The 25695-nt window shown below is 70.2% G+C and carries 24 protein-coding genes; 14 read left to right on the plus strand and 10 right to left on the minus strand.

Going from position 1 to position 25695, the window contains the following annotated elements:
• Positions 1-7: 7 nt before the first annotated feature.
• The 4 genes from cseB to OG219_RS27090 form a co-directional block, all read right to left on the minus strand.
• Complete coding sequence (gene cseB, locus OG219_RS27075) at positions 8-724, minus strand: two-component system response regulator CseB (protein WP_266830663.1); 717 nt, start codon at positions 722-724, stop codon at positions 8-10.
• A gap of 39 nt (positions 725-763) precedes the next feature.
• The gene (locus OG219_RS27080) at positions 764-1327 is read right to left on the minus strand and encodes a hypothetical protein (RefSeq protein WP_266836247.1); all 564 of its coding nucleotides are present in this window, start codon (positions 1325-1327) and stop codon (positions 764-766) included.
• A gap of 137 nt (positions 1328-1464) precedes the next feature.
• The gene (locus OG219_RS27085; RefSeq protein ID WP_266456951.1) at positions 1465-2016 is read right to left on the minus strand and encodes a SigE family RNA polymerase sigma factor; all 552 of its coding nucleotides are present in this window, start codon (positions 2014-2016) and stop codon (positions 1465-1467) included.
• Positions 2017-2260: 244 nt separating this feature from the next.
• Entirely contained in the window at positions 2261-3175 is a 915-nt protein-coding gene (locus OG219_RS27090; RefSeq protein ID WP_266830666.1) for an A/G-specific adenine glycosylase, read from the minus strand.
• Between the two features lie 401 nt (positions 3176-3576).
• Between OG219_RS27090 and OG219_RS27095 the strand changes: the two genes are divergently transcribed.
• Positions 3577-4404 carry a hypothetical protein gene (locus tag OG219_RS27095; protein ID WP_266830668.1) on the plus strand — a complete coding sequence of 276 codons (828 nt, stop codon included), beginning with the start codon at positions 3577-3579 and terminating at the stop codon, positions 4402-4404.
• Between the two features lie 78 nt (positions 4405-4482).
• Here the strand turns inward: OG219_RS27095 and disA are convergent, their stop codons facing one another.
• Together disA and radA are read right to left on the minus strand one after the other, a co-directional pair.
• Positions 4483-5607 (minus strand): DNA integrity scanning diadenylate cyclase DisA, encoded by a 1125-nt coding sequence (gene disA / locus OG219_RS27100; protein ID WP_266830670.1) that lies wholly within the window; start codon positions 5605-5607, stop codon positions 4483-4485.
• Positions 5608-5678: 71 nt separating this feature from the next.
• Positions 5679-7088: a DNA repair protein RadA gene (radA, locus tag OG219_RS27105; RefSeq protein WP_266830672.1), complete on the minus strand. Its 1410-nt coding sequence runs from the start codon at positions 7086-7088 to the stop codon at positions 5679-5681.
• Between the two features lie 229 nt (positions 7089-7317).
• On the opposite strand from radA, the gene OG219_RS27110 reads away from it, so the two are divergent.
• The gene (locus OG219_RS27110; RefSeq protein ID WP_266830674.1) at positions 7318-9162 is read left to right on the plus strand and encodes a hypothetical protein; all 1845 of its coding nucleotides are present in this window, start codon (positions 7318-7320) and stop codon (positions 9160-9162) included.
• A gap of 33 nt (positions 9163-9195) precedes the next feature.
• Here OG219_RS27110 and OG219_RS27115 read toward each other — a convergent pair whose 3' ends face one another.
• Positions 9196-10044, minus strand: a complete 849-nt coding sequence (locus OG219_RS27115; protein WP_266830676.1) for a hypothetical protein — start codon at positions 10042-10044, stop codon at positions 9196-9198.
• Between the two features lie 71 nt (positions 10045-10115).
• Between OG219_RS27115 and OG219_RS27120 the strand changes: the two genes are divergently transcribed.
• The 4 genes from OG219_RS27120 to ilvD all read left to right on the plus strand — a co-directional run bounded on the left by OG219_RS27120 (position 10116) and on the right by ilvD (position 14805).
• On the plus strand, positions 10116-11048 hold the full coding sequence (locus OG219_RS27120) for a Ppx/GppA phosphatase family protein (RefSeq protein WP_266830678.1): 933 nt from the start codon (positions 10116-10118) through the stop codon (positions 11046-11048).
• Between the two features lie 202 nt (positions 11049-11250).
• Positions 11251-12075, plus strand: coding sequence for a sugar phosphate isomerase/epimerase (locus OG219_RS27125; RefSeq protein WP_266830680.1), 825 nt, complete (start codon positions 11251-11253; stop codon positions 12073-12075).
• The gene (locus OG219_RS27130; protein WP_266830682.1) at positions 12072-12704 is read left to right on the plus strand and encodes a TetR/AcrR family transcriptional regulator; all 633 of its coding nucleotides are present in this window, start codon (positions 12072-12074) and stop codon (positions 12702-12704) included. Before OG219_RS27125 ends, OG219_RS27130 begins: the two co-directional genes overlap by 4 nt.
• Positions 12705-12951: 247 nt before the next feature.
• Positions 12952-14805, plus strand: coding sequence for a dihydroxy-acid dehydratase (gene ilvD, locus OG219_RS27135; protein WP_266830684.1), 1854 nt, complete (start codon positions 12952-12954; stop codon positions 14803-14805).
• Positions 14806-14850: 45 nt separating this feature from the next.
• On the opposite strand, the gene OG219_RS27140 is transcribed toward ilvD, so the two are convergent.
• Positions 14851-16953 carry a serine/threonine-protein kinase gene (locus OG219_RS27140; protein ID WP_266830686.1) on the minus strand — a complete coding sequence of 701 codons (2103 nt, stop codon included), beginning with the start codon at positions 16951-16953 and terminating at the stop codon, positions 14851-14853.
• A 180-nt stretch (positions 16954-17133) separates the two neighbouring features.
• Here OG219_RS27140 and OG219_RS27145 point away from each other — a divergent pair, with 180 nt between their 5' ends.
• From OG219_RS27145 to OG219_RS27165, 5 genes are all read left to right on the plus strand, one after another.
• Positions 17134-17472: an SH3 domain-containing protein gene (locus OG219_RS27145; protein WP_266830688.1), complete on the plus strand. Its 339-nt coding sequence runs from the start codon at positions 17134-17136 to the stop codon at positions 17470-17472.
• 96 nt (positions 17473-17568) lie between these two features.
• Positions 17569-17847: a peptidase gene (locus tag OG219_RS27150; RefSeq protein WP_266836248.1), complete on the plus strand. Its 279-nt coding sequence runs from the start codon at positions 17569-17571 to the stop codon at positions 17845-17847.
• 89 nt (positions 17848-17936) lie between these two features.
• Positions 17937-18218, plus strand: a complete 282-nt coding sequence (locus OG219_RS27155; RefSeq protein WP_266836249.1) for an SH3 domain-containing protein — start codon at positions 17937-17939, stop codon at positions 18216-18218.
• 49 nt (positions 18219-18267) lie between these two features.
• A complete protein-coding gene (locus OG219_RS27160) occupies positions 18268-18756 on the plus strand; it encodes an EamA/RhaT family transporter (protein WP_266830690.1) in 489 nt (162 codons plus the stop codon).
• A gap of 195 nt (positions 18757-18951) precedes the next feature.
• Positions 18952-19734, plus strand: a complete 783-nt coding sequence (locus tag OG219_RS27165) for a class I SAM-dependent methyltransferase (protein ID WP_266830692.1) — start codon at positions 18952-18954, stop codon at positions 19732-19734.
• Here OG219_RS27165 and OG219_RS27170 read toward each other — a convergent pair.
• Entirely contained in the window at positions 19698-21137 is a 1440-nt protein-coding gene (locus OG219_RS27170; RefSeq protein WP_266830694.1) for a SulP family inorganic anion transporter, read from the minus strand. The two genes, OG219_RS27165 and OG219_RS27170, sit on opposite strands and share 37 nt — an antisense overlap.
• Positions 21138-21405: 268 nt before the next feature.
• Here OG219_RS27170 and OG219_RS27175 point away from each other — a divergent pair, with 268 nt between their 5' ends.
• The 3 genes from OG219_RS27175 (at position 21406) to proC (ending at position 24022) form a co-directional block, all read left to right on the plus strand.
• The gene (locus OG219_RS27175; protein WP_266830696.1) at positions 21406-22296 is read left to right on the plus strand and encodes an ABC transporter ATP-binding protein; all 891 of its coding nucleotides are present in this window, start codon (positions 21406-21408) and stop codon (positions 22294-22296) included.
• Positions 22293-23102 carry an ABC transporter permease gene (locus OG219_RS27180; protein WP_266830698.1) on the plus strand — a complete coding sequence of 270 codons (810 nt, stop codon included), beginning with the start codon at positions 22293-22295 and terminating at the stop codon, positions 23100-23102. Before OG219_RS27175 ends, OG219_RS27180 begins: the two co-directional genes overlap by 4 nt.
• Positions 23103-23212: 110 nt before the next feature.
• Positions 23213-24022: a pyrroline-5-carboxylate reductase gene (gene proC / locus OG219_RS27185; protein WP_266830700.1), complete on the plus strand. Its 810-nt coding sequence runs from the start codon at positions 23213-23215 to the stop codon at positions 24020-24022.
• Between the two features lie 53 nt (positions 24023-24075).
• Here the strand turns inward: proC and trpS are convergent, their stop codons facing one another.
• Positions 24076-25074: a tryptophan--tRNA ligase gene (gene trpS / locus OG219_RS27190; RefSeq protein WP_266830702.1), complete on the minus strand. Its 999-nt coding sequence runs from the start codon at positions 25072-25074 to the stop codon at positions 24076-24078.
• Positions 25075-25695 lie beyond the last annotated feature (621 nt).

A 25695-nucleotide genomic window follows, 5' to 3' on the forward strand; every position in this document is an offset into this window, starting at 1 on the left:
CCCCTGCTCAGGCCTTCAACTTGTAGCCGAAGCCACGGACCGTCTCGATCCGGTCCTGGCCGATCTTCGTACGCAGCCGCTGCACATGGACGTCGACGACGCGGGTGTCACCGCCCCAGCCGTAGTCCCACACGCGTTCGAGCAGCTTGTCACGGCTCAGCACCGTGCCCGGAGCCGACGAGAACTCCAGCAGCAGCCGCATCTCGGTGGGCGTCAGCGCCACCGGCGTACCGCCTCTGCGGACCTCCATGCCCTCCGTGTCGATCTCCAGGTCGCCGTCGCCGAAGACGAGCACACCGCCGGCCACCGGGGAGTGCCCCTCCGCGGCCGCGCCGCTCGTCGAACCGCTCGCGTGTCCGAAGCGGCGCAGCACAGCGCGGATGCGGGCGACGAGGACGGCGCCGTCGAAGGGCTTGGTCACGTAGTCGTCGGCGCCCGCCTCCAGGCCCAGGACGACGTCGATCGAGTCGGCGCGCGCGGACAGCATGATCACGGGGACGGTCGACTCGTCGCGGATACGGCGGCACAGGCTGACGCCGTCCAGGCCGGGAACCATGACGTCCAGGAGCGCGATGTCGGGGCGGTTCGCGCGGAACGACTCCAGGCCCGACAGGCCGTCGGGCATCGCGGTGACCGCGAAGCCGTCGCGCTCCAGCGCAAGTTGCGTGGCCTCGCGGATGACGTCGTCGTCCTCGACGAACAGGACGTGGGTCTGTTCTGCCATCCGGTGCTCCGCCATCCGCTGCTCTGCCATCCCTTGTTCTCAGCTCTGGGCGGGGGTCGGCACGTCCGCGCCGCCCACCGCCTTGCTGTAGTCGCTGTGGATCCGGGACTCCTCGATGAAGCGGGTCGCGGACCAGCCGTAGGTGATCACTTCTTCGCTGGAGGGATACGACACCGGGTCGCCCTTCGCGTACAGCTGCTGGGTGACCACCAGGTCCCCCCGGTCGATCTCGGCGTAGACCGGAGGCTCCTCGGCCTTGAAGACGTTCTCGTACCTGCCGTCCTTCTCCCGGTACACGTACGAGCCGACTCCGACGGCATCGGCACAGGTCATCACGTTGACCACGACGTCGTTCGCGGATCCCCCGGTCAGATTCCCGTAGGACACGTCGATCGGGTACTCGTCGGCGACGCACGGCTTGAGGGCACTCTTGACCGAGGGACTGACCTCCGGGTCGTCCTGGACGAGCTTGACGGCGTCGACGCGTTGGGGCGCCTTGGAGGCAGCGGCGGAGGCGGAGGTCTGCACTTTGCCGGCGACGGCGTCGCTGCCCGCCGGGCCCTCGTCGCGAGCGCCCGTGCCGCCCGTCGCGCAGGCGGTCAGGAAAAGCCCGAGGGCGGCGAGCGCGGCAACCGCCGCACTCCCCGCCTTGAAGACCTGCTTCGCCTTGAAGACCTGCTTCGGAACCCGCCCGGCCGTTCCGGCCTGCCCGGCCGACCCGGCCCCCCTGGCCCGTTTTTCTAGGCCGCGCAACGCTCCCGCTCCTCACTCGGTTCGAGCGCGCGTGCGCCGCGCTCCTCGTAGTCGCGGTTCTCCAGCTCCTCGCGGAGCCGGGCCAGCGCCCGGTGCAGCGTGCTCTTGACCGTCCCGGCCGACATACCGAGGGCGGCAGCCGTCTCCTCCGTGGACATCTGCTCCCAGTGTCGCAGCACCACGACGCTGCGCTGCTTGGGAGCCAGCACCTTCATGATGTCCATCAGGAGCGCGCGGTCCGCGTGCTGCTCCGTGGAGTCGTCGACGGAGGCGTCCGGAAGCTGCTCGGTCGGTACCTCTTCGAGCTTCCGGGCCCGCCACCACTCGGTCCGCGTGTTGATCATCACGCGCCGCAGGTAGGCATCGGCCAGCCGCTTGTCCGCGATGCCGTCCCAGCGGCCGTACGTCCGTACGAGCGCGGTCTGCAGCAGGTCCTGGGCGTCGACGGGGTCGGGGACCAGGCGGCGGGCACTGCGCAGCAGCGCGTCCTGCCGAGTGCGGACGTACTCCTCGAATTCGAGCACCTCGCCGTGCGCCATGATCAACCGCCTCCATCCCCGTGTCCGACCTGCCTGCTGTCGCCTGCCGCCGGTGTTCCGTTGCCTGAGATGAAGCTACGGAGGGGTTGTCACGGGGTTGTCCGAGACAGCATGCGGGGAACGCTCGGCTGTCCGTCGGTTGTGTAACGGATGTAGGGGGTGGGTAAGACGGGGTGCTGTTGTGTCCGGGTTGGTCTTGATTTGCCGTGCCGGTTGCGTCAGTTACGTCAACCGGTCACAGCGGTTACGTCAACGGGAGCCGATACAAACCGCCCTGGAGTGGCTCCACCAGCCCGTCCGCGACGAGGCCGTCCAGCGCGCGGGCCCGCTGAACCGGCTCGTCCCACACGCGGTCCAGGACGGACTGCGGGACCGGGGCGACGGCCTCCCTGAGTACGGCGAGCAGCTTGCCGCGGACCTGGCGGTCCGTACCGGCGTATGTCTGGCCGCGGCGGGGCGGACCCTCGTGCTCGGGCTTGCCCGCCAGGCGCCATGCGCACTGCGCCGCGATCGGACAGCGGTCACAACTCTCGTTCTTCGCCGTGCAGACGAGTGCGCCCAGCTCCATGGAGGCGGCGGCCCAGCGGGAGGCCGTCCGCTCGCTGTCGGGCAGCAGCGCACGGGCGAGCTTGCGCTCCGCGGCGGTCGTCGCGTTCGGGGGGTACCGCACGCCGGTGACCGCGCGGGCGAACACCCGTCGCACGTTCGTGTCCAGTACGGGGTGGCGCTGGCCGTACGCGAACGACGTCACCGCCGCCGCCGTGTACTCGCCGATGCCGGGCAGCGCGAGGAGCTGCGCGTGCTCCGCGGGTACGTCGCCGCCGTGCCGTTCCGTTATGGCCACCGCGGCGCCGTGCAGGCGCAGTGCGCGGCGGGGGTAGCCGAGGCGGCCCCAGGCGCGGACCGCTTCGCCCGGTGCCTCCTTGGCCAGGTCGGCGGGGCGGGGCCAGCGGGCGAGCCACTGCTCGTACACGGGCAGCACGCGGTTCACCGGCGTCTGCTGCAGCATGAACTCGCTGACCATCACGCCCCAGGGGCCGGCGTCCGGGCGGCGCCACGGGAGGTCGCGGGCGTGCGAGTCGAACCAGGCGATGACGGGGGTGTGGAGGGGCTCGCCGGGGGCGGTGGGCTGGGAGGTGGGCTTCGTGGGTGCAGTCATGACGGGGTTGATCCTGCCATGTTGGGGGTGGCTGGGGATGTCTGCTGGTGCCGGTCGGGTGGGGTGGGTTTTTCGCCCCCTCCGCCCCTACCCGTCCCTTGCTCCTGGGGGCTCCGCCCCCAGACCCCCGTGTCGCGCTGACGCGCTCGTCCTCAAACGCCGGACGGGCTGAAGATTTTCAGCCCCTCCGGCGTTTGAGGAGCGGGGGTCCAGGGGGCGGAGCCCCTTGGCGGGGTCTGGGGCGGAGCCCCAGGGACAAGGGACGGGTAGGGGCGGAGGGGGCGAAAAAACCCAACCCCGCTGCCGCGTAAGCGCGTCGGCCAGGATGATGATCCGGAAAAGTTGCGCCAGGGCGGCGGGTGGGGCAAGCGCCGGGACGGATCTCTCGTACAGTTTGCGCCGTGGGATCAATGCGCAATCCGGTCGGGCCGCTCCCCTCCACCATCTACTGGCGTCGGAGGGCCGTTCTGCTGTCCCTGGTCGCTCTGTTGGCGCTGCTCATCGTGTGGGTGGTCGGCCCCGGCGGCGGAGGCGGCACGAACAACGGCGACGGGTCCAACGGGAAGAACCCCACGGCCTCGATCACACCGGGGCCCTCCGGGTCCGGCCCGGCGATCAGCGAAAACCCGGGCGGGCGCGACGAGTCGACCGCCGGCACGGGCGACAGCGGCTCAGGCGACGGATCCGACGGCGGCTCCGGTGACGGTTCCGGTTCCGGTTCCACTTCCGGTTCCGGCGACTCCGGTACGAGCAGCGGTACCGGGTCCGACGACGGTTCCAACGGCGCCGGAGGATCGGCGGACCAGCTCCCGGCCGGATCCACTCTCCCCAACTGCACCGCGAGCGCCGTCAAGTTGACGCTGCGCAGCGTGCGCAACACCTATGCGCCCGGCGAGAAGCCCACGATCGAGCTCACCGCCACGAACTCCTCCGGCAGCGACTGCAAGGTCGACCTCGGCCCGAAGACCGCCGTCCTGACGATCACTCAGGCCGGCAGCGACGACGACATCTGGTCCTCCGGCGACTGCCCGACGGGTTCCGGCAGTCTCCTCTTCCGCGTCGCGGCCAACGGGCAGGTGACCCACACGGTGGAGTGGGACCGCAAGGCAAGCGCCCCCGAGTGCGCCACCCCGCCCGCGATTTCGGCGACCGCGGGCACGTACTTGGTGGAGGCGCAGGCGCCCGGACTGACGAAGGCGCAGACGTCGTTCGTACTGTCCAAGGATTGAGTTTCAGGTCTGAGCCCCAGACCTGAGTTTCAGATCTGAGCCTCTGGGCCAAGGACTGAACCGCGGTGCCGCGGTACGTCAGACGTACCGCTCCAGAATCGACGACTCCGCCAGCCGCGACAGTCCCTCCCGGACGCTGCGCGCCCGTGCCTCGCCCACGCCGTCGACCGTCTGGAGGTCGTCGACACTGGCGGCGAGGAGCTTCTGCAGGCCCCCGAAGTGCTCCACCAGGCGGTCGATGATCGCGCCGGGCAGGCGGGGCACCTTGGCGAGGAGACGGTAGCCGCGCGGGGAGACGGCGGAGTCGAGTGCCTCGGGGGAGCCGGTGTAGCCCAACGCCCGTGCCACCGTGGGGAGTTCGAGCAGCTCGGCGTGGGTGAGTGCGTGCAGCTCGGAGAGCGCCTCGTCGACCGTGCGGGAGCGCTTGGCGGTCGGCTCGGGCACATAGTCCCGTACGACGAGTTCACGCTCGGGCTCGACGCCGGCGATCAACTCGTCGAGCTGGAGCGCGAGAAGGCGCCCGTCGGTGCCCAGCTCCACCACGTACTCGGCGATCTCGGTGGCGATCCGGCGCACCATCTCCAGCCGCTGGGCCACCGCGGAGACATCGCGGACCGTGACCAGGTCCTCGATCTCGAGGGCTGACAGGGTGCCCGCGACCTCGTCGAGGCGGAGCTTGTAGCGCTCCAGGGTCGCCAGGGCCTGGTTGGCGCGGGAGAGGATCGCGGCGGAGTCTTCGAGGACGCGGCGCTGGCCGTCCACGTAGAGGGCGATCAGGCGCATCGACTGGGAGACCGAGACGACCGTGAAGTCGACCTGCTTGCTGACCCGGTCCGCGGTGCGGTGCCGGGTGCCGGTCTCCTCCGTCGGGATGGTCGGGTCGGGCACCAGTTGCACGCCCGCCCGCAGGATCTTGGTGATGTCCTTGTCGATCACGATGCCGCCGTCGAGCTTGCACAGCTCGCGCAGCCGCGTCGCGGTGAACTCGACGTCCAGCACGAAGCCGCCGGTGCACATCGCCTCGACGGTCTTGTCGGACCCGAGCACGATGAGTCCGCCGGTGTTGCCGCGGAGGATCCGCTCGAGCCCGTCGCGCAGGGCCGTGCCAGGTGCCACGGCGCTCAGTGCGGCGCGCATCAGGCCATCGGCACCGGAGCTCCCACCGGACTTTCCGGGAGCTGCTGCCCGGTCGTTGGCTGCCACTGCACTCCTCGGGTCGCGGGGGGTTTCCGGCCGCCCTTGGTTCGTACGGATGGGCGAGACCAGGGCAAAGTCTACCGGCGCTCTTCCTCCTCCCGTGGGGCCTCTCGACGACGCGACCTCGGCAGGACGCTCAGCGCGGCCCCCATGTCGGCGACTTCCAGGACCTTCATACCGGGAGGGATCTTGCCGGGATCGCTCGGGACGAGGGCGTGAGTGAAGCCCAGCCGGTGGGCTTCCGCGAGCCGGCGCTGAACGCCCGTGACCCGTCTGACCTCCCCGGCGAGCCCCACTTCGCCGATCGCCACGAGGTTCTTGGGGAGCGGGGTGTCGCTCGCGGCGGAGGCGAGGGCGAGCGCGATCGCGAGGTCCGCGGCGGGCTCGGAGAGCTTCACGCCGCCGACCGTCGCCGAGTAGATGTCCCGCTTCCCCAGGGCGGTGATCCGGCCGCGCTGCTCCAGGACGGCGAGCATCATCGAGACGCGGGAGGTCTCCAGACCGGAGGTCGTGCGACGGGGGGAGGGGATCTGCGAGTCGACCGTGAGCGCCTGCACTTCGGCCACCAGGGGGCGGCGGCCCTCCAGAGTGACCGTCAGACAGGTGCCGGGGACCGCCTCGGCGCGACGGGTCAGGAACAGGCCCGAGGGGTCGGCAAGGCCCGTGATTCCCTCGTCGTGCAGTTCGAAGCAGCCGACCTCGTCCGTCGTCCCGTAACGGTTCTTGACGCCTCGTACGAGCCTGAGGCGCGCGTGCCGGTCGCCCTCGAAGCTCAGGACGACGTCCACGAGGTGTTCGAGGAGGCGGGGGCCCGCGATCGCGCCGTCCTTGGTGACATGGCCGACGAGGAGGGTGGACATGCCGCGCTCCTTGGAGGCACGGATGAGCGCGCCGGCGACCTCCCTGACCTGGGCCATGCCGCCCGGTGCGCCGTCGATCTCCGGTGAGGCGACGGTCTGTACGGAGTCCACGATGAGCAGGGACGGCTTCACCGCGTCCAAGTGGCCGAGAACGGCGGCCAGATCGGTCTCGGCGGCGAGATAGAGGTGGTCGTCGATGGCCTTGATGCGGTCGGCGCGGAGCCGCACCTGGCTGGCCGATTCCTCCCCGGTCACGTACAACGTGCGGTGCTCGTCGCTCGCCGCCTTCGCCGCCACGTCGAGGAGCAGGGTGGACTTGCCGACGCCGGGCTCGCCCGCGAGGAGGACGACCGCGCCGGGTACGAGACCGCCGCCGAGGACGCGGTCCAGCTCGGGCACTCCGGTGGAGCGTGCGGTTGCCTGGCGGCCGTCGACCTGCCCGATGGGGACCGCGGACGTGGTGACCCGGCCCGGTGCCGTCGTACGGACGGCGGGCGCGCCGTACTCCTCGACCGTCCCCCACGCCTGGCACTCGGAGCAACGGCCGAGCCATTTGGCCGTCTGCCAGCCGCACTCGGTGCAGCGGTAGGACGGCCGGTCCTTCGCGGTTTTCGTACGGGCAGCCATGAACCGAACCGTAGCCGAGGCCACTGACAGCGCTGTCGGCGCTGTGCACGGGGTGCCCCGAAGGGTGCCCGGCACGCGCCCCTGTATGGCATTGCCATCGCCCGCCGTGACGGCCCAGGCCATGGAATCGGAGGTTCCTGTCCCCTTATGAGGGATCGTTTCACCCGTACGGATTAAATGTGCTCAAGGGGGAGGAAGGGGCCACCGATTGGCACCTACGGTCGCACGGGTGATGAGCAGCAGTCCGGAGACCTCCACGCACACCACCGGCGCACACCGGGCGCACGGAGACGCGCGCAAGCGGGCGGCCGCGCCCCGTGGCGCGTCGACCCGCACCACCATGGCTCAGCGCCCACCCGCGCGCTACGAGCCCTATCTGGACGGCCTGTTCACCTACTGCCTGTCCGTCCTGTGCGACCACGACGCGGCGACCGCCGCCCTCGGAGATGTTCTCGCGCTGGCCGAGCGCCGGGGCGCGCGCGCCCCGGAGGCCGCGGACGACCGCAGGGCCTGGCTGTATGCGCTGGCGCGCTGGGCCTGTCTGCGCAAGCTCGCCGAGACGAGGCGCAGGCGTCAGGGAGCACACGCCTCCGTCCGGGGGCGTGCGAGTCACAAAGGGGCCCACGAGAGCGACTCCAAGCCCGCGCACAAGACGGCGGGCAGGACGCGGCACAAGGCGGCGGACAAGGACGCCGCCGACCGGCGCGCGGCCGAGGCGCTGAGCGCCCCCGTCTCCGAAGAGACCCAGGCGCAGCGTCGGCGTGAACTCGCCCTGCTGGCTTGGCCGGAGGCCGCCGGCACCACCCCCGAGCAGCGCGAGGCGCTCGAACTCGCCGTGCGCCACCAGCTCGCCGCCCACGAAGTGGCCGCCGTCCTCGGCATGGACCTCGCCTCCGCGCGTGAGCTGCTCGGCTCCGCCGCCTGCGAGGTCGAACGCACCCGTGCCGCGCTCGCCGTCGTGGAGACCGGCACCTGCCCGAGCGTCGCCCGCCTCACCGGCGACAACCAGCTCGTGCTCGGCACCGCCCTGCGCCGGGAGCTGGTCCGGCATGTCGACGACTGCCCGCGCTGCCGCCGTACCGCCGAGCGCGCGGTCCCCGGCACCTGGCCCGGCACCAGCGTCACGCCCGCCGCGCTCCCCGTCCTGGAAGCCCCCCGCGCGGCCCTGCACGTCGCGATGGCGCACGTCCCACGCGCGCGGGGCAGCGCTCCGCGCTTCGACCGGCGCGGTTTCCCGATGGACCCCAAGGACCGTGCCGCCCGAAGGGACCGGCTACGCGCGCGTGCCGTCACGACCACCGTCGTCGCGACCGTCGTCGCCGCCCCCGTACTCGCCCTCTGGGCGGCCTACCGGGGCGCGCCCCTCACCGGCGAGGGCACGGACGGCCGCCCGGTCACCGCGAGCGAGGCGCAGGACGCCGACGGCATCGACGGCGAGGAGACGGGCGGTTACGAGAACGCGGGCAACGCCAGCACCGAACCCGAAGGCCGCTTCACCAAGGGCAGCCGCTCGCCCGACGTCTCCGTGGAGGTCGTCAGCGCCCCCGGGAGCAGCCAGGCCCCGGGCGCGGGACGGCTCTCCGTACTGGCCGGCAACAGCGGCGACACGACCCTCATCACGCTGACCGCGTCCGGGAGTTCACCGGTTCACTGGTCCGCGCACACCGGCGCCCACTGGCTCTATCTGAGCCAGTCCTCGGGAACCCTCGAACCCGGCGAATCGTTGACGATCAAGGTGTACGTCGACCATCTTCGCGAGCCGGTGGGCCCCTGGAGCGCACGGGTGTCGATCGCACCGGCGGGCTCCATGGTCACGATCGAGGGGTACGGGACGGCGCGCCCGACCAACCCCGGGGGGCCCGGAAGCCACCACCCCGGCCCGCGTCCCACCACCCCGACCCCGTCCGACCCCGAACCCACGCCGAGCGACCCGACTCCGTCCGACCCGGATCCCACGCCCACCGACCCGACCCCGTCCGACCCCGAACCCACGCCCACCGACCCGGCGCCCTCCGACCCCGGGGGCTCGACCCCGCCGCCCGGCGACAGCGGCGACCCGAGCCCGTCCTCGTAACCCCGGCGTCCGCCGGACTTCGGTGTCGGTGCCTCAGTGGACCGGGTCGGCCGGATGCGGCGCCAGCAGGGGCAGCTGCGAGGACAGCCGCTCCTCGCAGAGCTCGACCAACCGGTCGTACCCCGCCTTGCCCATCAGCTCGACGAGCTCCGGGCGGTACGAGACGTACACCGGGTCGCCCGCGCCGTGCGCCGAGGTCGCCGACGTGCACCACCAGTGCAGGTCGTGGCCGCCAGGACCCCAGCCGCGGCGGTCGTACTCACCGATGGAGACCTGGAGCACGCGGGTGTCGTCGGGCCGGTCGATCCACTCGTACGTCCGTCGCACGGGCAGCTGCCAGCAGACGTCCGGCTTGGTCTCCAGCGGTTCGCGGCCCTCCTTCACGGCGAGGATGTGCAGCGAGCAGCCCGCGCCACCCTCGAAGCCGGGCCGGTTCTGGAAGATGCAGGACCCCTTGTACGGACGGGTCTGCCGCTCCCCGTCCTCGTCCTCCGAGACCCAGCCGGTCTTGGTGCCCACGTCATGGTGCTGCCAGACGTCCGGCGTGAGCCTCGCCACATGCCCGGCCACCCGCTTCTCGTCGTCCTCGTCCGAGAAGTGGGCCCCTAGCGTGCAGCAGCCGTCGTCGGCGCGACCCGCCTGGATGCCCTGGCAGCCGCTTCCGAAGATGCAGTTCCAGCGAGAGGTCAGCCATGTCAGATCGCACCGGAAGAGCTGCTCGTCGTCTGCGGGATCAGGGAACTCCACCCACGCACGAGCGAAGTCGATCCCCTTCTCGTCGCTCTTGTCCGGAGACTTCAGAGACTTCGGGGGCTTGGTGGCCTTCGCCTGCGAAGAACCCTTGGCCGATTTGTCGGGCTTCGCCTTTTTCGTCTTTGGCACTTGTCCAGGGTAAGTCGCCCAAGGCCGCTCCGGGGACGGCCGAGCGTCGAACGCGCAGTAGCGTTCCGTACATGAGACTCGGTGTCCTCGACGTGGGTTCGAACACGGTGCATCTGCTGGTGGTGGACGCGCACCCCGGTGCACGACCGCTGCCCGCGCACTCGCACAAGGCCGATTTGCGGCTCGCTCAACTGCTCGACACGAGCGGGGCGATCGACCGCGAAGGCGTCGACAAACTGATCGAGACCGTCCAGGCCGCGCTGGAGGCGGCCGAGGACAAGGGCGTCGAGGCCCTGCTGCCCTTCGCGACCTCCGCCGTGCGCGAGGCCAGCAACGCCGACGACGTACTCGCCCGTGTGCAGGCCGAGACCGGCGTCGAGCTCCAGGTTCTCACCGGCGCCGAGGAGGCCCGGCTCACCTTCCTCGCCGTCCGCCGCTGGTTCGGGTGGTCGGCGGGCAAGCTCCTCGTCCTCGACATCGGCGGCGGCTCCCTGGAGATCGCGTACGGCATCGACGAGGAACCGGACGCCGTCGCGTCGCTGCCGCTCGGCGCGGGCCGGCTGACCGCGGGCTGGCTGCCGAACGACCCCGCCGATCCCGCCGACGTCAGGGCGCTACGCCGCCATGTGCGGGCCCAGATCGCCCGTACGGTCGGGGAGTTCAGCCGCTTCGGGGCGCCCGACCACGTGGTCGCCACGTCCAAGACCTTCCGGCAGCTGGCCCGTATCGCCGGCGCCGCCCGCTCCGCCGACGGCCTCTACGTACAGCGCGAACTCAAGCGCCGCTCCCTGCAGGACTGGGTCCCCCGCCTCGCCGCGATGACCACCGACGAACGCGGCGAACTCCCCGGAGTCTCCGAGGGCCGCGCGGGCCAGCTCCTAGCAGGCGCCCTGGTGGCCGAGGGCGCGATGGACCTCTTCGGCGTCGAAACCCTGGAAATCTGCCCCTGGGCACTCCGAGAGGGCGTGATCCTGCGCCGCCTGGACCAGATGGCATCGACGTAAGCCGGCCATCGGGACCGCGCCCCGCCAGGGGCACGTCCCGCTAGGGGCGCGGGGAACTGCGCGCTCAGCCACATGGAACCCGCACCCGCCCACGGGGCTCCCAAAAACGGCGAACAGGCGCGAGGGCCGGGGACCCGGTGGCCCCCAGCCAACGTCCACCACCCCCCGCAAACCGCCGGAGGCAACCCGTACGCTGTCCCTCGTGGCAGAACCAGTTGTGCGCATCCCGGATGCGAAGGTCGCGCTGTCCACGGCGTCCGTGTATCCGGAGTCGACGGCGACGGCCTTCGAGATCGCCGCGCGCCTCGGGTACGACGGCGTCGAGGTCATGGTGTGGACCGACCCCGTCAGCCAGGACATCGAGGCGCTGCGCAGGCTCAGCGACTACCACCAGGTCCCGATCCTCGCCGTCCACGCTCCCTGCCTGCTGATCACCCAGCGCGTGTGGTCCACCGACCCGTGGATCAAGCTCCAGCGCGCACAGGCGGCGGCGGAGAAGCTCGGCGCGAGCACGGTCGTCGTGCATCCCCCCTTCCGCTGGCAGCGCCAGTACGCCCGCGACTTCGTCACCGGGATATGGCGGATGGCGAACGAGACGGACGTACGGTTCGCTGTCGAAAACATGTACCCCTGGCGGTACCGCGACCGCGAGATGCTGGCGTACGCCCCCGACTGGGACGTGACGAAGGAGGACTACCGTCACTTCACGATCGACCTCAGTCACACGGCGACGGCCCGCACCGACGCCCTGCACATGATCGACCGCATGGGCGACCGACTCGGCCACGTCCACCTCGCCGACGGCAACGGCTCCAACAAGGACGAGCACCTGGTCCCCGGCCGCGGCACCCAGCCATGCGCCGAACTGCTCGAACGCCTCGCACTCACCGGCTTCGACGGCCATGTCGTCATCGAGGTCAACACCCGCCGCGCCATGTCCAGCGCCGAACGCGAGGCCGACCTGGCGGAGGCCCTGGCCTTCACCCGGCTCCACCTCGCCTCCGCGGTGAAGGTGCCACGCCGGTGACGGCCGCCGGCCCCCGGGACGCGGCCGCCCCGCGACGCAGGGGACGCCCTTCCCGTACGCAGACGGAGGCGGCCCCCGCCACCCGCGACCGCATCCTCGACGCGGCCCGCGAGGAGTTCTCCGAGCGGGGGTACGAGAAGACGTCGGTGCGCGGTATCGCCAAGGCCGCGGGTGTGGACTCGGCGCTCGTGCACCACTACTTCGGCACCAAGGAGCAGGTCTTCGAGGCGGCCATCGAGATCGCCGTCGCGCCCGCCCTGGCCGCGTCGACGGCGGTGGGGGACGGCCCGCTCGACGGTGTGGGGGAGCGCCTGACCCGCTTCCTGTTCGGGGTCTGGGAGAACCCGACGACCCGTACGCCGTTGCTCGCGATCGTCCGCTCCGCCTTCAACAACGAGGCCGCGGCCGCCGTCTTCCGCCGCCTTCTCGTCGCCCAGCTGATGCGCCGCATCGCGCAGCAGCTCGACTTTCCCGACGCGGAACTGCGTGCCGAACTTGCGGCGGCCCAGCTGGTGGGGGTCGCGATGCTGCGGTACGTGATCAAGCTGGAGCCGCTGGCCTCGGCGGACGTGGAGCGGATCATCGAGCGGGTGGCGCCGGTGGTGCAGGGGCATCTCACGGCGCCGTGACGGCGACGCAGGTGTCTGCGTAAACGCTTACGCAAGCGTTTACGTGTCCGCTTGGACGACCGTTGGGCGACCGTGGGACGACTGCTTGCCCGCCGCCCGTGTGTGCCCGCCGACCGAGACACCTGTCCCGAATACCGGACACCCTGTCCGGCCCTTGGAGCACCGGCGTACGCTCGAATCAGTCACGACCAGCAGTCACGACTGCCGGCCCGTACGAGCCGGTATCCCTCCGAAGGAGCGAGCGACGATGCCCGAGCTGAGGTCCCGCACAGTCACCCACGGCCGCAACATGGCGGGCGCACGCGCCCTTATGCGCGCCTCCGGTGTACCGGGCGCGGACATCGGCCGCAAGCCGATCATCGCGGTCGCCAACTCCTTCACGGAGTTCGTGCCGGGTCACACCCACCTTCAGCCGGTCGGCCGGATCGTCAGCGAGGCGATCACCGCCGCCGGAGGCATCGCGCGCGAGTTCAACACGATCGCGGTCGACGACGGCATCGCGATGGGCCACGGCGGAATGCTGTACTCCCTGCCCTCCCGCGACCTGATCGCGGACTCGGTCGAGTACATGGTGGAGGCCCACTGCGCCGACGCCCTGATCTGCATCTCGAACTGCGACAAGATCACCCCCGGCATGCTGATGGCGGCCCTGCGCCTCAACATCCCGACGGTCTTCGTCTCCGGCGGCCCCATGGAGTCCGGCCGGGCCACGCTGGTCGACGGCACGGTCCGCACGCTCGACCTGGTCGACGCGATCTCCGACGCCGTGAACGACAAGATCTCGGACGAGGACATCCTCCGTATCGAGGAGAACGCCTGTCCGACCTGTGGCTCCTGCTCCGGCATGTTCACGGCCAACTCCATGAACTGCCTGACCGAGGCCATCGGCCTGTCCCTCCCCGGCAACGGCTCGGTCCTCGCCACCCACACGGCCCGCAAGGGCCTGTACGAGGACGCGGCCCGCACGGTCGTGGACATCACGCGCCGCTACTACGACCAGGACGACGAGTCGGTCCTGCCCCGCAACATCGCCACCATCGCGGCCTTCGAGAACGCCATGGCCCTGGACATCGCGATGGGCGGCTCCACCAACACGATCCTGCACCTGCTGGCCGCCGCCCAGGAAGCGGGCGTCCCCTTCGGCCTGGACGAGATCAACGAGGTCTCGCGCCGTGTGCCCTGCCTCGCCAAGGTCGCGCCGAACGTCGCCAAGGACCGCACGTACTACATGGAGGACGTGCACCGCGCGGGCGGCATCCCGGCCCTCCTTGGCGAACTGCACCGCGGCGGCCACCTGAACGAGGACGTCCACTCGGTGCACAGCCCGTCCCTCTCCGACTGGCTGAAGACCTGGGACGTGCGCGCCGGCTCCCCGTCCCCCGAGGCCCTCGAACTGTGGTACGCGGCCCCCGGCGGCGTCCGCTCCTCCGAGGCCTTCTCCCAGTCCGAGCGCTGGGAGGCCCTCGACGAGGACGCGGAGGGCGGCTGCATCCGCTCCGCCGAGCACGCGTACTCCAAGGACGGCGGCCTGGCCGTCCTCAAGGGCAACCTGGCCGTCGACGGCTGCGTCGTGAAGACGGCCGGCGTCGACGAGTCGATCTGGACCTTCGAGGGTCCCGCGGTCGTCTGCGAGTCCCAGGACGAGGCCGTCGACAAGATCCTCCGCAAGGAGATCACCCACGGCGACGTCGTCGTCATCCGCTACGAGGGCCCCAAGGGCGGCCCCGGCATGCAGGAGATGCTCTACCCGACCTCCTTCCTCAAGGGCCGAGGCCTCGGCAAGACCTGCGCCCTGGTCACCGACGGCCGCTTCTCCGGCGGCACCTCCGGCCTGTCCATCGGCCACGCCTCCCCGGAAGCGGCCTCCGGCGGCACGATCGCCCTGGTCAAGGACGGCGACCGCATCCGCATCGACATCCCGAACCGCACGATCGAGCTCCTCGTCTCCGACGACGAGCTGGCCACCCGCCGCGACGCCCTGAACGGCGTCTACGCTCCCGCGAACCGCGACCGCAAGGTCTCGGCCGCCCTTCGCGCGTACGCCGCGATGGCGACCAGCGCGGACAAGGGTGCGGTGCGGGACGTTTCGCTGCTGGGCTGAGGTTTGTGCGCGGGGCCGCTCCTTCGGGGGCGGCCTCTTTGCTTGTCACCAGGCTGTCGGGTTGCGGCTGTCTACTGCGAAGACGGTTCCGTCGGGGGCGGCGGCGTGGACGTGACCGTCGATGAGCATGGGTGCGGGCAACTCGGCCACCACGCGATCGGAGTCCGACCCGAGTCGTGCAGGCGTCTGCCCGACGAGTTTTCCATTGGAGGCGTCCACCGCCAGCAGTCGGCCGTCGGGGGCAGTGAAGTACACGTGTTTGTCGTCGGCGACGGGCGCGGAACCTCGGCTGACGGATGTCTCAAGCCGCCACTTCTCCACCCGGTGCTCCATGTCCATGGCCACCAGGCCGCCGCCGGCGGCCAGAAGGTAGACGACGCTTCCGTGTGAGGCGGCTACGGCCTGGGGGAGGGCCGTCGTGAGCGCCACGCGCTGCGTCACAGTGCTCTCCGGGTCGTACTGGACCAGCGCGTCAGTCTTGCTGTAGACGTCGACCGATGTGAAGAAGAGTGTGCCGTCGTTCTCGCCGACCGGCTCGAGCAGGCCCTTCAGCTGGGCGTCCCACCGCACGTCACCGGTTTGCGGGTCCACCGCGCTCACCCGTGTATGCGAGTCGTCCTCAGTCTTACTCGTGGCGTAGGTCAGTCCGTCCGCGCCGAACGAGGAGAATTTCGGTGCGCTCTGGCCGGCGATCCGATGGCTCCAGACCTGCTTGCCCGACGCGCCGTCCACCCCGGTGGCTGTTCCGTCGGTGCCGGTGAGGAGCACCATGCCGCCCGCGTACTGAACTCGCCCGTACGCGGAGATGTCCATCGTCCAGCGCGTTGCGTCCGAGGCGGGGTCGAGAGCCACCAGATCCTTTCCCCCGTTCGTCAGAGCGTGCACCAACCCGCCCGCCGCGACCGGCGGTCCGTCCGGAGCATCTCGACCAGCAAGGGTGCGCCGCCACGACACCGTGCCGTCGGCAGGGTCCAGCGCGGAGAGCAGCCCCACCTGGGCGCAGAGCAACTTCCCTGCACCGTACGAGCATTGGGGCATGCCTTGGCTGCCGGAGCCGGGCTTGGCGTCCCAGGCGTCGAACCCTGCCGGTGCGGACCGTGTGCTGCTGTCCTCGGGTATGCCGCCGCTGCCGTCGAGCAGTTGAACCGATGCGAAAGCCGCGCCCGCGGTGAGGAGGAGCGCTCCGGCCGCGAGGGCCCCCCGCTTACGGAGGCGGCTCATGGCTCTCGCGGGACGCGGACCGGCTGACCGGGCGCCGCCGCCCGGCTTCGGATCACCGGTGGTCCGCTGGGCCGGAATGAACGCCTGGGTGTCGTACGAGGCCGCCACCGACCGCAGTTCCCGCATCAACTCGTCGGGAGTGGGCCGGTCCTCGGGCTCCTTGGCGAGACAACGCAGCACGAGCGGCGCGAGATTCTCCGGTACGCCGGTCAAGTCAGGCTCGTCGTGCACGACTTGATAGGCGACGACGTACGGACTGTCGGAGTCGAACGGCCCGCGCCCGGTGGCGGCGTGCACCATCACCGAACCGAGCGCGAAGATGTCGGCGGCGGGTCCCACCTCTCGCGGCCGTCGGAACTGCTCGGGCGCCATGAATGGTGGCGTACCGATCAATTTGCCTGTCTCGGTGCGTAGTTCGCTGTCTTTTGGCCGGGAAATGCCGAAGTCGATGACCTTCGGGCCATCCTCGGCGAGCAGGACGTTGCTCGGCTTCAGATCCCGGTGCACGACTCCCACGCGATGTATGTCGCGCAGCGCTTCGGCGAGCCCGGCCATCAGGCGGCGCAACTCCCCGGAAGGCATGGCCCCGTTCCGCTTCACCTGGTCGGCGAGAGTGGGCCCCGGAATGAAGAGCGTTGCCATCCAAGGACGTTCGGCCTCGGGATCGGCGTCGACGACGGACGCGGTAAAGGCACCGCTCACTCGTCGAGCCGCCGCCACCTCCTGCCGGAAGCGTCCCCTGAACTCGGGATCCCTGGCGTACTGGGCGTGCACGACCTTCACGGCCACCCGCATCCCCGACGTACTCCGGGCAAGATGCACGACACCCATGCCGCCGGAGCCCAGGCACGACTCCAGCCGGTAGTGACCGGCGTACTCGGGAAGTTCCGCTTCCGCGCCCGCTCCGTTGTTCCGCTGTGGCGCCATGGGAACCCCCGTGCTGTTCGTCCGCCGCGCGCGACGCACGGAGCCTAGTCGATGACTCGTACGGGACGGAGGCGGCTTGCTAGCCTCCGAGTGCGAGTTACGTACATGTGTGCGTGGCGCGTTTCAGGGGAATCAAAGGGGCCTCATGGCAGTCATGGGGTTCAACGGGGGAGGCTTTTCATGTCTGTTGACCGAACTGAGGAAGTCGAGAGCAGCGACGAGGAAACCGTCGCAGCGAAGGCGGCCGTGAGCGCAACTGCGACGGCGGCCCAGACCTATTACCCGGTCGCACCCGGCGTCAATTTGAATGTCCGCAGCGGCCCCGGCACCGGCTACCGCATCGTCCGCGTCCTGCCCAAGGGGGCCTACGTCCCGATCTTCTGCCAGAAGCCGGGGGAGTCGGTCACGGGCCCGTACGGCACGTCGAACATCTGGGACAACATCGGCGTCGGCGAGTACGTCTCGGACGCCTATGTGAAGACGGGCAGCGACGGCTATGTCGCACCGCGCTGTGCCTGACCCTGCACACGTACGGCTACCGAGAGGACAGAAATGACACTCCGGAGACGCAGATCCATCCTGCTCGCGGGTGCCACAGCAGCCCTTCTCACGGTGATGAGTTCGCCTGCGGCCGAGGCGGCCTCGCTGCACTACTACTCGATCGCGCCGGGTGTCAGTCTCAACGTCCGCAGCGGTCCGGGTACGGGCTATGGGGTCGTCCGTGTCCTGCCCGAGGGCTCAATGGTTCCGATCTTCTGCCAGCGCCCGGGTACGACGGTGACAGGCCCGTACGGCACGTCGAACATCTGGGACAACGTCGCCAATGGCGAATACGTCTCGGACGCCTACGTGAATACCGGCAGCGACGGCTACGTAGCCGCGCGCTGCGCCTGACCCACCCGAGAGCTGCTTCCGAGAGGACAGAAATGACATCCCCAAGACGCAGATCCATCCTGCTCGCCGGTGCCACAGGGGCACTTCTCATGGTGATGAGCTCGCCTTCGGCCGAGGCGGCTGTGCGCTACTACCCAGTCGCGCCGGGTGTCAGTCTCAACGTCCGCAGCGGCCCGAGCACCACCTACCGCATCGTCCGTGTCCTGCCCGAGGGTTCCCAGGTGCCGATCTTCTGCCAGAAGGCGGGGCAGTCGGTCACCGGCCCGTACGGCACGTCGAACATCTGGGACGGGATCGCCAACGGCGAGTACGTCTCGGACGCCTACGTGAACACAGGCAGCGACGGCTACATCGCCCCCCTCTGCGCCTGACCAACCACCGACAAGGAACCCCGCGCCACCCCGGAGCGATAATCAACCCGTGAGCGACGAAACCACCGGCACCCCCGCGGGGCCCCAGCCCGAACCCATCCGCTTCTTCGGCACGACCTGGGTGGACCACACCGCCGGCTACGCGGCCCGCCGAGCCGCCGTGGCCGTCGGTTCGCTGGCCGCCGCGGTGGCCGCCTGCTTCGTCCTCCGCTTCGCCTACGAGGGCCTGGAGGTCGCAGACGTGGGCGGGCTGGTGAACCTCATGGTCGTCGTGATGTTCGCGGTGTGCAGCGCCCTCGCGTTCCGCCACACCTCGGGCGCGTTCACCAAGCGCCCCGACCCGGACCGCCAGTCCTCCCTCCGCGGCCTCCTCGCGATCGGCTTCATCGGCTCCCTCCTCGCCTACTTTTTCCGTGCCCTGGTCGAGGCCCCGGGCGAGAAGCTGAACCGCGAGGAGTACGAGGCGGCCCGCGAACAGTACGAGCGCCGCAGCAAGCGCCGCACGGGCAACCCTTCGAAGAAGCGCCGCAACTCGTAACCAGTATTTTCAGCCCGTCCGGCGTTTGAGGACGAGGCCGTCCAGGCCGAAGCGGGGGTCTGGGGGCGGCAGCCCCCAGAAACGGGACGGGCAGGGGCGGAGGGGGCGAAAACCTCCCCAGTCACCCACCCCAACCTCTCACCAAACCACCCACCCCCAGCCCCTACCCCCGCCCCCACCCGCCACCATGACCGTATGCCGCCCCACTCCCACACCACCCGAGCCCACTCATTCAACACCGCCGCAGCCCAGTACGCCGCGAACCGCCCCTCGTACCCCTCCACCCTCTTCGACGCGATCGAAAACCTCGCGCACCGCCCCCTCACCGGCGCAAGGGTCGTCGACGTAGGCGCCGGCACCGGCATCGCGACCGCCCTCCTCAAGGCAAGGGGCGCGAACGTGCTGGCCGTCGAACCCGGCGAGGGCATGGCGGCCGAGTTCCGCCGCACGCTCCCCGACACCCCCGTCGTCCGGGGCAACGGCAACACCCTCCCCCTGGCCACCGCCTCCGCCGACTTCCTCACGTACGCCCAGTCCTGGCACTGGACCGACCCGGCCCACTCCATCCCGGAGGCGTTCCGCGTGCTGCGCCCGGACACCGGCGCACTCGCCCTCTGGTGGAACACCGAAGCCCTGGACATCCCCTGGATCGCGTCGGCAGCCGACCGGGTGGAACGCTTCCTCGGCCTGGACGCGGTCGTGGCGAAGAACGGCAGCGGCGCCAGTGCCGCAGCAACCCTCTCCACCACCCCGGCCGGCCCCTTGCACGTCGACCGCGACCAGGTCCGCTGGAGCCGCCGCGTCCCCGTCGACACCCACCTCGCCAACCTCGGAAGCCACTCGGCCTTCCTGGTCCTCGGTGAGAAGGGCGCGAAGGCCTTCCTCACCGAGGAGCGCGCGCATCTGCTCGGCGCCTTCCCTGACGGTGTGGTCGAGGAGGTCTACGACGTCGAACTGATCGTCGCCACACGTTCGTGATCCCGCCCGGCGGCCCACCCCTCAAGGGCCGCCGCACACGCGTGATCCAGGTGCCGCAACCCGCCCAACTCCAGCCGTACGTCCCGGTCGTGAGGCAACGCCTCCAACGCGTCCAGCAACTTCGGCAGCCGTAGGAACGTCGCATGCCCGACGACCCGTACGACCATCCCCGCGTCCCCCCGGTCCTCTGTCTCCACCTGCACATGGCTGATGTCCCACGCGGTCTTGGCGACGGCAAGCGCGAGCCCCACCAGCACCCCCTCGAACAGACTCCCGACCGCGATCGCCACCGCCGTCACGACGAGCACCACCAGCTCCCCGCGATGCTCCCGCCACAGCGGCCCCAACTCCCGTACGGGCACGAGCTTGCAGCCCGCGTGCACCAGCAGCCCGGCCAGTGCGGCCACCGGAATCACCCCGAGCACCCCGGGCAGCACCGCGGTGAAGACCAGCAACCACACCCCGTGCAGCACCCGCGACACCTTCGTACGCGCCCCCGCCCCCACTCCCCCAGAGGGGGTGCCCCCAGCCGCACTCCGCACGATCACCGCGGTCATCGGCAACGCACCCAGCACTCCGCACACGGCATTCCCGGCGCCCTGCGCGATCAACTCCCGGTCGTAGTCGGTACGCCGTCCCCGATGCAGCCGGTCCACCGCCGCCGCGCTGAAGAGTGACTCGGCCGAGGCGATCAGCGCGAACGCCAACACCGTCCCGATCACGCCCACTTCCGTGAGCCGCCCGAAATCCTGCAACCCCGGGGGCCGTACGGCATCCAGCAGCCCGCGCACCTCGACCCGCCGCACGGACAGATCGAACACCCCGGTCACGACCGACGCGAGCCCCACCGCAAGGAGCGGCGCGGGCACCAGCCGCGCCCCCCGCCGCCAACGCGGCCACAGCAGGAGTACGACCATGGTGGCGCCCCCGATCACCAGGGCCACCGGGTCGGCGTCCGTCACCAGCGAGCCGAGCCCGGCGACCTTCCCGACCCCGCTCGCGGGCGCGGCCGCGTCCCCCATCGCGTACACCTGCCCCGCGATCAGCACGAGCCCGATCCCGGCCAGCATCCCCTGCACCACGGCCACGGACACGGCCCGGAACCACCGCCCGAGCCGCAGCGCCCCGAGCGCAAGCTGCACCAGCCCGGCCCCGAGCACCAGCACCCCCAGCGCCTGGACCCCGTACGACTGCACCGCCTCGTACACCAGCACCGTCAGCCCCGCCGCGGGCCCGCTCACCTGCAGGCTGCTGCCAGGCATCACTCCGGCCACAAGACCGCCGACGATCCCGGTCACCAGCCCCAGCTCGGCGGGCACCCCGGAGGCTATGGCGACCCCCACGCACAGGGGCAGCGCGACGAGAAACACGACAAAGGACGCGAGCAGATCCGCTTTACGCATGACAGCAGCACCTCCGGTGACAAGCGGGAGATGCGTGGGCGCCGAGCCGGGGGAGGGCACGGCGGACCAACTGGCGCGGCATATGACCGTGCACTGAAATCCATTGTCAGGAAGGGGAGTTGGACACGCACCCCTTTTGCGTAACCACCGCGTGAACACGGAAGCGCGCAGCCCCGGACCGCCCCGTTCCGATCACGCCGCCGTGCGCCTGCGCCGCCGGATGCGACGGGGCTTGACGAGCCCACCCCGCAGGAGCAATATTCATCACATGATGAATATTCTTCCCGGCTCACCCGCAGCCGCAGAACCTCCCGGCGCCACGGAGCCACCCGACCCCACGGGGCAGCCCGCCATCCGCGCCGAGGGACTCACCGTCGTACGCGGCACCCGCACCGTTCTGCGCGGACTCGACTTCGCCGTACCGCGCGGCCAGATCACCGGACTGCTCGGCCCCTCCGGCTGCGGCAAGTCGACCCTGATGCGCTCGATCGTCGGCACCCAGGCCAAGGTGACCGGCACGCTCGAAGTCCTCGGCCGCCCCTCAAGCGACGCCGCACTCCGCTCCCGCATCGGTTACGTCACCCAAGCCCCCTCCGTCTACGACGACCTGACCGTCCGCCAGAACCTCGACTACTTCGCCGCGATCCTCGACCCCGGCCACGCCTCCTCCGAACGCCGCCACACCAACGTCACCCAGGCCATCACCGACGTCGACCTCACCTCCCACGCCGACTCCCTCGCCGGCAACCTCTCTGGCGGCCAGCGCAGCCGCGTCTCCCTCGCCGTGGCCCTCCTCGGCACCCCGGAACTCCTCGTCCTCGACGAACCGACCGTCGGCCTCGACCCGGTCCTGCGCCGCGACCTCTGGAACCTCTTCCACGCCATCGCCGCCGAACGCGAGGCCACCCTGCTGGTCTCCTCCCACGTCATGGACGAGGCCGAGCGCTGCCACCGCCTCCTCCTGATGCGCGAGGGCGAGATCCTCGCCGACGACACCCCCGACGCCCTGCGCGAACGCACCGGCTCCGACACCGTCGAGGCCGCCTTCCTCCACCTGGTCGACGAGGCGATCGCCGCGCACAACCGGTCCGCGACGGGCGAACCGGCCGACAACGAGTCCCCGTCCGGCGACCAGCCCCGCAAGGAGACCGTCCGATGAGCACGACGACCACACCCACCACCGCACCCCGGCCCACCAGCACCCACACGGGCCCACGCCCGAGCGCGATCAACCTCGCCCGCACGACCGCCACCGCCGCCCGCGTACTACGCCAGCTCCGCCACGACCCGCGCTCCATCGCGCTGATGATCCTCATCCCGTGCGTGATGCTCGTACTGCTCCGCTACGTCTTCGACGGCAGCCCACGCACCTTCGACTCCATCGGCGCCTCCCTCCTCGGGATCTTCCCGCTGATCACGATGTTCCTGGTCACCTCCATCGCCACCCTCCGCGAACGCACATCCGGCACCCTGGAACGCCTCCTCGCCATGCCCCTCGGCAAGGGCGATCTCATCGCCGGCTACGCCCTGGCCTTCGGAGCCCTCGCCATCGTCCAGTCGGCCCTGGCCACCGGCCTGGCGATCTGGTTCCTCGGCCTCGACGTCACCGGCTCCCCCTGGCTGCTCCTCCTGGTCGCCCTCCTGGACGCCCTCCTGGGCACAGCCCTCGGCCTCTTCGTCTCGGCCTTCGCGTCCTCGGAATTCCAGGCCGTCCAGTTCATGCCGGCCGTGATCTTCCCCCAACTCCTCCTCTGCGGCCTCTTCACCCCCCGCTCCAACATGCACCCGGTCCTCGAAGCGATCTCCAACGTCCTCCCCATGTCCTACGCGGTCGACGGCATGAACGAAGTCCTCAAACACACCGACATGACAGCCACCTTCGTCCGCGACGCCCTGATCGTCGCGGGCTGCGCACTGCTGGTCCTGACCCTCGGCGCGGCGACCCTGAGGCGCAGGACGGCGTAGAACCGCCGTACCCCTGGGCAGCGTCCCGCCCAACGGACAGCCCACCCCGTCCCGCACCCCCGGTGCGAGGATGGACACCGGACGACGCAACCCCCGGAGGGCACCGCACCATGACCCAGAAAGTCGCAGTCCTCGGCACCGGCAAGATCGGCGAAGCCCTGCTCAGCGGAGTGATCAGGGCCGGCTGGCCCCTCTCCGACCTGCTGGTCACCGCCCGCCGCCCCGAACGCGCCAAGGAACTCCAGGAGCGCCACGGAGTCACAGCGGTCACCAACGCCGAAGCCGCCAAGACCGCCGACACCCTGATCCTCACGGTCAAGCCGCAGGACATGGGCACCCTCCTCGACGAACTCGCCCCGCACATCCCCGCCGACCGCCTGGTCATCAGCGGCGCGGCAGGCATCCCCACCTCCTTCATCGAGGAGCGCCTGTCCGCGGGCACCCCCGTCGTCCGTGTCATGACGAACACCCCCGCCCTCGTCGACGAGGCCATGTCCGTCATCTCCGCCGGCAGCCACGCCACCGCCGAGCACCTCGCCCACGCCGAGGAGATCTTCGGCGCCGTCGGCAAGACGCTCCGCGTCCCCGAGTCCCAGCAGGACGCCTGCACCGCCCTCTCCGGCTCGGGACCGGCGTACTTCTTCTACCTCGTCGAGGCCATGACGGACGCGGGCATCCTCCTCGGCCTGCCCCGCGACAAGGCCCACGACCTCATCGTCCAGTCCGCGATCGGCGCCGCAGTGATGCTCCGCGACAGCGGCGAGCACCCCGTGAAGCTCCGCGAGAACGTCACGTCCCCCGCGGGCACCACGATCAACGCCATCCGCGAACTGGAGAACCACGGCGTGCGCGCCGCACTGATCGCCGCGCTGGAAGCAGCCCGCGACCGCAGCCGCGAACTCGCCTCCGGCAACAGCTAGAAGAACCGGGGCCGGGCCCACCCCCGGCCCCACCGTCCTTCAGCCATCAGCCCTCAGCCCGCCGCCAGCAAACCGATCGCCCGATAAGCCGCGTCCACCCTCGGCCGCGCCATCCCTCTGGCCTTCTCCGCACCGTCCCGCAACACCCCCTCCACGTACGCAGGATCCGCGCACAACTCCTTGTGCCTCTCCTGTACGGGCCTGAGGAGCTCGACCACGGCCTCGGCGGTGTCCTTCTTCAAAGCTCCGTACGACTCATATACACCGCCCAAGGCCTCGGGGTTCCCACCCTCACAGGCCGCGAGAATCTCCAGCAGATTCGAGATCCCCGGCCGGGCCTCCCGGTCGTACACGACGTCCAGCCCACTGTCGGTCACGGCCCGCATGATCTTCTTCCGCACGACATCCGGCTCGTCGAGCAGATAGACGACCCCCGGCCCGACGTCATCGGTCTTCCCCATCTTCGACGTCGGCTCCTGCAGATTCATGACCCGCGCGGCAACCTCCGGACGCGTGGCCCGAGGCACCACGAACGTGTGCCCGTACCGCTGGTTGAACCGCTCGGCCAGATCCCGAGTCAGCTCCACATGCTGTGTCTGGTCATCACCCACCGGCACCTCATCGGTCCCGTACGCCAGGATGTCCGCCGCCATCAGCACGGGATACGTCAGCAACGACAGCCGCACACTCCCGCCCCGCTCCCGCTCCCGCACGGACTTCTCCTTGTACTGGATCATCCGCCGCATCTCCCCGTCGGTAGCGACGCACTCCAGCAGATACGACAGCCGCGCGTGCTCGTCCACATGACTCTGTACGAACACGGTGCACAGCTCCGGGTCGAGCCCCGACGCCAGCAACAACGTCGCCGCCTGCCGACTGAGCCTGCGCACCCGCCCCGGATCGTGGTCCACGGTCAGTGCGTGCAGATCGACGATGCAGAACAGGGCATCGGCCCGGTGCTGATCGACGTCGGCCCACCGTCGTACGGCCCCCAGATAGTTCCCCAGCGTCAGATGCCCGGTCGGCTTGACCCCACTGAAGATCCGCGTCATCTCTCAACCTCCTGGTCGAGGCCGCCGCACCCGCCGGCCGGCTCTCCAGGAGGGAGATACAGAAACGGCCGCCGAGGGCGGCGGCCGTTGATTACATACGTGAGTACGGCCGCCGTCAGGCGGCCCACCACTGCTGGGTGCACGTATGCGTAGTCACGCCTCCAAGCTACGCCTCCCAGGCGCCTCCTGGAGCGAAGTTGACACACCTCCACCTCGTACGTAATGTTCTCCGAGCTGTCCGACGTGAGTGCCGACTCCGGTCGGTCCCCGGATGGCCATTCCGCAACAAGCACTCAACGAACGACGACCTGTCGTCGGATCGTTTTCGTGCGCGTTTGTGAAATGAGGAATCCGCGTTCGAAAGGACGCCACCCCGATTAGCTCGGGAGCCGAGATTCCGCTAAAGTCTCACTCGTCGGAACGGCCCAACAGCCGGGAAGACAAGCCCCACTGACTGGGAATCAGGCCCGAAAGGATCTGATAGAGTCGGAACCGCAGGAAAGGGAAACGCGAAAGCGGAAACCTGGAAAGCGCCGAGGAAATCGGATCGGAAACGGTCTGATAGAGTCGGAAACGCAAGACCGAAGGGAAACTGCCCGGAGGAAAGCCTGAGAGAGTCTC

The organism is Streptomyces sp. NBC_00038, assembly GCF_026343635.1.
Classification (GTDB): Bacteria; Actinomycetota; Actinomycetes; order Streptomycetales; family Streptomycetaceae; genus Streptomyces.